This is a genomic window from Synechococcus sp. R5-12 (genome assembly GCF_047502655.1).
In the GTDB taxonomy this organism is placed as follows: domain Bacteria; phylum Cyanobacteriota; class Cyanobacteriia; order Thermostichales; family Thermostichaceae; genus Thermostichus.
The window spans coordinates 1-8,136 of record NZ_JANSIM010000176.1 but is presented as its reverse complement, the minus strand read 5'-3'; the positions used below and the strand labels follow the sequence as shown (position 1 = coordinate 8,136).

Annotated in this window: 6 protein-coding genes and 1 pseudogene; 4 read left to right on the top strand and 3 right to left on the bottom strand. The window is 57.9% G+C overall.

The features are described 5' to 3' along the window. The first annotated feature begins 293 nt into the window (after nucleotides 1–293). The gene (locus tag NW843_RS09945; protein ID WP_414522842.1) at nucleotides 294–1,322 is read left to right on the top strand and encodes a LysR substrate-binding domain-containing protein; all 1,029 of its coding nucleotides are present in this window, start codon (nucleotides 294–296) and stop codon (nucleotides 1,320–1,322) included. Here NW843_RS09945 and NW843_RS09940 read toward each other — a convergent pair. After that, on the bottom strand, nucleotides 1,204–3,627 hold the full coding sequence (locus NW843_RS09940; protein WP_414522841.1) for a hypothetical protein: 2,424 nt from the start codon (nucleotides 3,625–3,627) through the stop codon (nucleotides 1,204–1,206). The two genes, NW843_RS09945 and NW843_RS09940, sit on opposite strands and share 119 nt — an antisense overlap. Nucleotides 3,628–3,762: 135 nt before the next feature. Here NW843_RS09940 and NW843_RS09935 point away from each other — a divergent pair, with 135 nt between their 5' ends. The 3 genes from NW843_RS09935 (at nucleotide 3,763) to NW843_RS09925 (ending at nucleotide 7,025) form a co-directional block, all read left to right on the top strand. After that, nucleotides 3,763–5,340 carry a cryptochrome/photolyase family protein gene (locus NW843_RS09935; protein ID WP_414522840.1) on the top strand — a complete coding sequence of 526 codons (1,578 nt, stop codon included), beginning with the start codon at nucleotides 3,763–3,765 and terminating at the stop codon, nucleotides 5,338–5,340. Nucleotides 5,341–5,415: 75 nt separating this feature from the next. Beyond that, entirely contained in the window at nucleotides 5,416–5,958 is a 543-nt protein-coding gene (gene nrdR / locus NW843_RS09930) for a transcriptional regulator NrdR (RefSeq protein ID WP_011433544.1), read from the top strand. Between the two features lie 263 nt (nucleotides 5,959–6,221). Beyond that, nucleotides 6,222–7,025, top strand: a complete 804-nt coding sequence (locus NW843_RS09925; protein ID WP_414522839.1) for a hypothetical protein — start codon at nucleotides 6,222–6,224, stop codon at nucleotides 7,023–7,025. 210 nt (nucleotides 7,026–7,235) lie between these two features. On the opposite strand, the gene NW843_RS09920 is transcribed toward NW843_RS09925, so the two are convergent. Both NW843_RS09920 and NW843_RS09915 read right to left on the bottom strand, forming a co-directional pair. Continuing rightward, complete coding sequence (locus NW843_RS09920) at nucleotides 7,236–7,457, bottom strand: amidohydrolase family protein (protein ID WP_414522838.1); 222 nt, start codon at nucleotides 7,455–7,457, stop codon at nucleotides 7,236–7,238. A gap of 21 nt (nucleotides 7,458–7,478) precedes the next feature. Then, a pseudogene (locus tag NW843_RS09915) lies at nucleotides 7,479–7,930 on the bottom strand (amidohydrolase family protein); the annotation flags it as partial. Nucleotides 7,931–8,136 lie beyond the last annotated feature (206 nt).

Sequence of the window (8,136 nt, the reverse complement as noted above, 5' to 3'; positions counted from 1 at the left end):
ATTCAGCAAAGTTCAGGGTTTTGGGGGTTAGAGGCATGCTCCACGAGAATGTCTGCGATCGTACTCTTCTCCTGCCCAGAGAGCGGCTATTGGAAAAAAACAGCCGCCTGTGCCCAGACCGGCGCAATCCCTTGGTCGATCTCTACCTTAAGTCCGAGTGGTAGGGGGTTGCTCTTCGGTTTTGCCCCTTCCGCCACTGTGACCGTCAGCCAGGCTCTCATGGGGATCTCGCCAAAAGGCATAGATTAGCGCTTATGATTTAGTAGTAAACCTTTAGCTTTTCTTGATTGTCCATGAAGGCCATTACCCTGCATCAACTGCAAATCTTCGAGGTTGCCGCCCGCCACCTGAGCTTTACCCGCGCTGCCGAAGAGCTCTACCTGACCCAACCCACGATTTCCATGCAGATCAAGCAATTGAGCAAAGCCGTGGGGTTACCGTTGTTTGAACAGGTGGGCAAGCGGCTGTATCTCACCGAAGCGGGGCAAGCTTTACACCAAACCTGCGAGAAGATTTTTGAACAATTGAATCAATTCGAGATGACCCTTGCCGACCTGAAGGGGCTAAAGCAGGGACGGCTGAGCATTGGAGTGGTCACCACTGCCAAATACTTTATACCCCGTCTGCTGGGGCCATTTTGTCAGCAGTATCCCGGCATCGACGTAGCTCTTAGGGTGCTCAACCGCCAGCAGGTTTTGGAGCGGATGAGCAACAACATGGACGATCTCTACGTGATGGGGATGCCGCCAGAAGATCTGGACGTAGTGGCGCAACCTTTTCTGGAAAATCCCTTGGTGGTGATGGCCCCCATTCATCATCCCCTGGTGGGCCAAAAGGGGATCCCTCTGGCGCGCATTGCCCAAGAACCTTTTTTAGCCCGTGAACCCGGCTCCGGCACCCGCATGGCTGTAGAGCGGCTTTTTGAGAAGCATAACCTGAAACTCAACATCCGCATGGAGATAGGCAGCAGCGAAGCCATTCGCCAGGGCATTGTGGGTGGATTGGGCATTTCGGTTTTGTCTCAGCATGTGTTGGCCTTGGGGGGGTGGCAGCATCATCTGGCTATTTTGGATGTGGAAGAGTTTCCCATTCGGGGGTTCTGGTATTTGGTCTATTTGCGCTCTAAGCGTCTTTCGGTGGTGGCCAAAGCTTTTGCCGACTTTCTTCTTTCCCAGGTTTCGCAAATGGAGCTGGACTTTGTGGCTAAAGAGCAGCACAAATCCAATTCAAGTCCCAATCCTGAACTGTTTTCTGGCAAAGAGGCTGAAGCACAGCCGAGAGCTCTTGTCGCAACCCCCGGATCCCCTCAAAGTCGTGAGTGAACAATACTCGCAAAAACCCCAGGTAAGCCCGCGCCCACTCGTCTTCCGGATCCAGCTCGACGATCTGTTGAAAATGCAACTGAGCTGCTTCTGGTTGTAACAGCGCCGCCAACATCAAGCCCAGTTGGTAGTGGCTCTGGATTTGCTGGCTCGGTTGGCCTTGGGCAGCAGCCTGTTGCCGTTCCCCCTCCAGCAGTTGCCGTACCAGGATGCGATCTGGATCCGTCAAAAAAGTCGGGTATTGCAGGGTTGTCCAGGCATTGAGATAAAGGGAGAGGGCCTGCAGATCCCCAGCGGCAGCAGCTCTGGCCGCCTCGCGGAGAGGAAACAAGGGATCCGTTACAAGGAAGGGGCCTTCCTTCGGGAAGCTCGACAGGGATCCTCTCCAGGATTGGTGTAGGGAATGGCGGATCCCTTTGGGCGACTGCCATTCCAGGTGGAGAAGGCCACCTCTTGGGAAGTCGGTTGTGGGCAGCGTCAAGATCTCTTCCACCAGCCAGCCGCCTGTTGAGTTGAGCTGCAGGCGATTCTGCCCCAGCACCCAGGCCCGCTTCTCCAAAACCCGTCCTTGCCCATCTTCCAGCCGCGCCCAAACCAGCGTCTGGGCCAAGTTCTGAGCTGGGCCTTGCCAGCGCAACTTCCAGGCCGGGATCCCCAGCTCCGACAGCGCCTCAACCTCCACCAGCTCCACCTCCCCAGCTTCCAGAGGCCACTCCTGTACCGTCACCTTTGAAAAGCGAGGGAAGTAAGTGTGCAGCCGACCCACCGTAGGCAACTCCACCGCCGGATCTTGTCGCCAGTCTGGGCTGCTGCGCAGGTGCTGCCGGATCTGCTCCTTAGTCGGGCCATAAGGGCCAATAATTCCCTGTTCCCCTTCGGCATCCACAAACCCATCCAGCAAGGATAGCTCCAGCTCCGGCCAGGGGGTTTGCCCGGCAGCGCGGAATGTAACCGGCCAGCGCTGAAGAGCCGCCAAGTAGGTGAGGGTTTCGGAAGAGATCAGCTCTGTATTGGGGAGAACTCCCAGCGTGGTGGTCAAACCTGGCTGGATCAAGGATTGGATCCACTGGGTCAGCTCCTGCGTGGGGTGCTTCCCCTGCCAGCGCATCTGGATCCCCGTCCACAGAGGGGCCACCCCTGGGGTGAGGGGCCGACCCAAATTGGCCAAGGCCAAGCAGCCCAGAACTAGCCCTGTACAGACTCCCCTTTGCAAAGCCCACGCACCCCAGCGTTCCTCCAACCACCGGCAAGCCTTTTGGATCCCGCCTGCTGATAACACGGCCAAGAGAGGCAGCAGGGGTAGGGTGAAGCGCACATCTTTGATGTCCACCAGGGTGTAGAGAAGGTAGCCGGAACCGTAGGTGGCCCACAAGACTGCCTCTCGCCTGTCCAGGGATCCCCACCCGCTCAGCAGCGGCAACCCACACAAAAAAGGGCTCATCTGCAGGGGCAAAAGGCGCAAGTAGGCAGTCCACCAGCACAGGGATCCCGCTGGGCAAGTGATGTAGTAGTGGGCAGTCTCGGCGTAAGCCCAGCCATTGCTGAGCACAAACAGCCAATTGGCCCCATACCAGGGCCAGCACAAAAGCAGCGCCACGCCCATGCCCAAGGTCAGATGGGCCAGCCGCACCAACCAAGGGATCCTCTTGCCCGGCAACAGCGGGATCCCCAGCAAAGGCAACAGCAAAAACAGCACCCCCGTCCACTTGGTGAGCAGCACCGCCGCCACCCCCGCCCCCACCCCCACCGCCCCCCACCAGGAAGGCTTCTCCCCATAGGCCCACAGCGCCCAAAACGCCAGCGTCACCGCCACCACCAGCGGCAACTCCAACATGTACACGTGGGCCAAAGCCGTGATCCCCGGATAGAGGAGCACCAACGCCGCCGCCAGCCAGCCCACTTCCCCAGAGCGATAGACCCGCTGTCCCAGCCGCTGCGTTGCCAGAACCAGCACCCCCAGCAACACCAAGTTGAGCAACTGCCCGTCCGCCCGGCTGAAGGGATGCAGAGCCGCCAAGGGGATCCCCAGCCAATAGGCCAAAGGGGGGTAGCGCTGGTTCAAATGCAAAAACTGCTGCCCCCACAGCCCATCCCAGCGAAACCGCTGCAGGTGAAGCCCAAACGCCTGCGCCTGCAACAAATGCTGCGCCTCATCCCAGGCTGGCGGCAAGGGATCCGTCCAATTCCAGATCACCAGCAGCAGCAGGGCCACCATCCCCAGCCCGGCCCACCACCGCAGGAAAGGGATCCCCGGCCTGTGGGGTCTCTCCGGCAATGTCTCTCTCTCCTCGTCTGTACCGTTCATGCTTTGAAAACAATCCGCAGAGATTCAGCAGACATTGGGATCCCTTGCAACTGCCACCTGGCCTTGCCCCCCAGAGCTAAACTCAACCTGTGTCATTCTCAGCGCTCCTCCCATAGCCGAGAGCTTCAGCATCCCATGATCGCTCCATCTGCCGGCCCAGAAGGGGTTTGGATCCTTGCGGATCAACTCCACCCACAGCAATCCGCCCTCGCTTCCCTCTCGACCCTATCCCCAGACCGAGTTCCCGTCATTCTCATCGAATCTCACCGGTGGGCCAGCTCCCGCAACCACCATCAGCAGAAATTGGTGCTGGTCTGGTCGGCCATGCGCCACTTTGCCCAAGAACTGCAACAGCGGGGCTACCCAGTCACCTACGTGGAAGCCGACAGCTATGCCGAGCCCCTGCAAACCTGGGCCAAGCAACATCAACTGCAGCAGATCCGCCTCATGCAGCCAGCTGATATTCCCATCCGGGAGGAGGTGGAAAATCTGAGATCCACCCTCCCCTGCCCCCTCTTGGTTGTGGAAAACAACCACTTCCTCTGGAGTACTCGTCAATTTATCGACTGGGCCTCAGGCCGCAAGCGCCTGCTCCTGGAAGACTTTTACCGCGAAGGGCGAAGACGCTTCCGCATTCTCATGGACGGCCCCAAGCCCCTGGGGGGGCGCTGGAACTACGACCGGGAGAACCGCCATCCTCCCAAACCGGGAATGCGCTATCCTCGGCCCCTCACCTTTTCCCCCGATGCCATTACCCAGGCTGTCATCGCAAAAGTTAGGCAACACTACGGCCATCACTTCGGATCCTTAGAAGGATTTGGCTGGGCCGTCACCCGCGCCCAAGCCCTGCAAGTGCTTGATCATTTCATTCACGAGCGCCTGCCCCACTTCGGCCCCTGGCAAGACGCCATGCAAGCCGGGGAAGACTTCCTTTTCCACTCGCTGCTTTCTCCCTACCTCAACTTGGGCCTGCTCACCCCCCACGAAGTCATCGCTGCCGTCGAACAAGCCTACCATCGCGGCGGGATCCCCCTGCCCTCCGCCGAAGGCTTCATCCGCCAGATCCTGGGCTGGCGGGAGTACATGCGCGGCTTCTACGAATACCAAATGCCCAACGGCTATGCCCAGAACAACTTTTTTGGCCACCAGCGACCCCTGCCAGAGTTTTTTTGGACGGGCAAAACCGACATGGCCTGTCTGCAGCACACCCTGGATCAAATTCGCCGTCATGGTTATGCCCACCATATCCAGCGGCTGATGGTGCTCAGCAATTTCGCCCTCATCAGTGGCATTCAGCCCCAGGCAGTAGAAGCGTGGTTTCAGGATGTGTTTATCGACAGCTACGACTGGGTGATGCAGCCCAACGTCATCGGCATGGGCCTTTTTGCCGATGGGGGCATGCTCTCCACCAAACCCTATGCCGCCTCTGCTCAGTACATCCGCAAAATGAGTGACTACTGCCGCCATTGCCGCTACAATCCCAGCGAAAAGGTTGGCAAACAAGCCTGCCCCATCAATACGTTGTATTGGGACTTCCTGTTGCGTCAGCGATCCCTCTTAGCCCCCTTGGGCAGAATGAAATGGGTATTGATCCATTTGGATCGCATGGAACCGGAGCTGAAGGCCCAGATCCAGGCGCAAGCCGCTGCTTGGTGGGATCCCTTGCAATCTGCACTCGACGAACAGAGTCCATCTCATTTGCAATCTGTCTAAGCACCAGAAGATTAAGCATCCGGTAAAATTGAGGCACCCTCCTACCCACCTGTCGCTTTGTAAGGACTGCAAGCCATGAAATGTCCCCGCTGCAGCAAACAAGAAATCCGAGTTTTGGAATCTCGTTCGGCAGAAGGTGGCCAGAGTGTGCGGCGGCGGCGAGAATGCATGTCCTGTGGCTACCGCTTCACCACCTATGAGCGCATCGAGTTCATGCCCATCATGGTCATTAAACGGGATGGATCCCGCGAAAGTTTCAACCGCAACAAGATCCTGCAAGGGGTGATGCGTGCCTGCCAAAAAACCCCCGTCACCGTCAGACAGATGGAAGAGCTGGTCAATGAGATCGAAGAAAAACTGCAATTGGAAGATGCCCAAGAGGTAACCAGCCTGCGCATCGGCGAGATGGTGCTGGAGCGCCTGCAACACCTAAGTGAGGTGGCCTACGTGCGCTTTGCCTCCGTTTATCGCCAGTTTCAGGGTATAAAAGACTTTGTCAATGAGCTGGAACAGTTGGAACCACCTCTGCGACGGGATCTGGAGCGGCTGCTGCAGGACTCCTCTGCCTCAGATTCCGAATCTTCAGGCTCCCCGGACTTGGTGGGAGAGTATTCGTGACGTGGGAACGACAGCGCAAGCCGGCCCTCCCTGGAAGCAGCGGGGAAATGGCGCTTGTGGGCGGGAAAAATTGCTGTGAAGAGATCGCCCATTCCAAAGGCTTAGCGGTATGCTTGGGGTAGCAATCGCGGCTTACACTAAAGCTAGAGCTGCACACCTTTAGGTTGCCGGTGTTCAGCACTATCCTTGGAGATCCCTGATATCTTGGATCCCTCTGTGTCAAGCTGTCCCAGCCCCCTGTCCTTCCGAGTCGATCCCAATCTATGCAATACGGTTTTCGGGGTTCTAGCCCCTCTGGCGCTCGCAACAGCAACAGTAACCCCAGTGGCTTTCGCTCCCCTGCCGCAATGGAGACGGGGCCAGGGGTGGTGCCGATTCAGGTGTATCAACAAGTGGCCGAAGAGTTGGAGTCTGCCCGTCAGCAGGTAAGCCTGCTTTCCTCGGAAAACCAGCACCTGCGCGCTCTGCATCAGCAGTTGTCTGGAGAGCTCGCTGCCATCACCCGAGAGTTCCAGGGGCAATTGGGCCACACCCTGAAGCGCCTGCAGCAAATCAGCCTACGGCTTGCTGACGCAAATGGCCAGGCTGCCCAAGTTGCTGCAGCTTCTGAAGCCTCTTTCCAACAGAACAGCCCGACTGTCAATCCCGGCCAACCGGAAGCCCCTCCCAGCTACGATTTTTTGAATCGCCTCAAGCGCCGACAGGCCCGCAACGAGACCCCCTCCTTCTCATCCAACGGCTTTGCCCCGTCCTCCTTTGATTCCCTTCGCCACCCTTCCACCCACACCTCTGCCGAGCCCTACCCCCGCACTGGCTACCAGGTTCCTTCCCTGGACGAGTTGATGCAGGATAGGGGCGGCCCGGATCCCTATCTCGGCGAGGCAGACTCCTCAGCCTATTCCACCGGCATTTATCAGCGGGTACGGGAGCAACATCACGGATCCCAGGGCTCTGCCGTACTTTGGATGGCCGCTGCAGTCGTCTTAGTCATTGGATCGTTTGGGTTGGGATTTGTAGCCGTACAGCCGTTTTTGCGCAACAACCCACCGCCCGTGCAAGCACCCTGAGAGCTATTCACAGGATGCTCCAAAAGCCCGCTGGCGGGATTAGGATGCCCCCAATGCGCTCCGCACCACTGACGAATGACCAGGGGTTATATCTGTGATCCAGGCTGTCGCTGCTCCTCTGACGCCTAACACATTCTTCGAGCATATGCCCGACGAGGGCCGCTTTGAGCTGTGCAATAGAGTCACGGTCAAAATGCAGCCCACAGGTTCTCACAAGCAGGTGACGAGCTTTTTGGCATAGCGGTTAGCGGTGCCCACGCCCAAATCCAGCAAGATCAAATCCGCTTTTTTGCCCACCTCCAAGCTGCCGATTTCCCCTTCCAGACCCAGACAGGCGGCACTGCCTTGTGTAGCCATCCACAAAGCCTGTTGCGCCGGCAGAGCAGCTCCATCCCCCGATCCCAACCGCTGCAGAAACACCGCCAACCGCATCTCCTCGATTCGATTTCTTCAGCCCCCACATGCACACAGTGGGCGGCCAAGGTCTGAGCACTCAGGGATCCCCAGCGTTTCAAACACTGCACCGGGGTCAATCCATAGCGAGCCTGTAGAGTTTCCACTCCCCGGCGAGTTTCCGCCAAGTGGGTGTGCAGCCCCACTCCATACCTTTGGGCTAGAGCGGATCCCTGGACAAAACTCTCAGGATGGCCAGAATAAGGAGCATGGAACCTGACCCAGATGTAAATTTGCCCCTCCCCGCGTCCATGCCAAACCTGGATCAAAGCCTCCGTGTCCGCCAGGGATTCTCCCACTCCCCTCGGTTCGTCGATCACCTGTGGGCTGAGGATCCCTCGTAACCCCGACTGCAAGCTCACTGCTGCTAGATGTCGATAGATGCCAAGAGTAACTACGGATAGGGATCGTGAAGTTGGATTACATCCCCCCCTCTCCCATGCCGTACACAAAGACCGCTCTGGCAGAACGAGCCAACTGGTGTAGAGCAGGTAACATGGCAAGCTAATGGTCGACAAAACTGTTACCTCACTAGCTTGCCTTCACTCAATGGTGTCAGCTTTCAGGTAGAGAGGCTTGACGGAAGCCAACTCCCCTATTGATTGGGTTCCTCTTGATTGGGTTAGGGTGGTGGGCCTGGCACCGAGCTAGGTTGCCA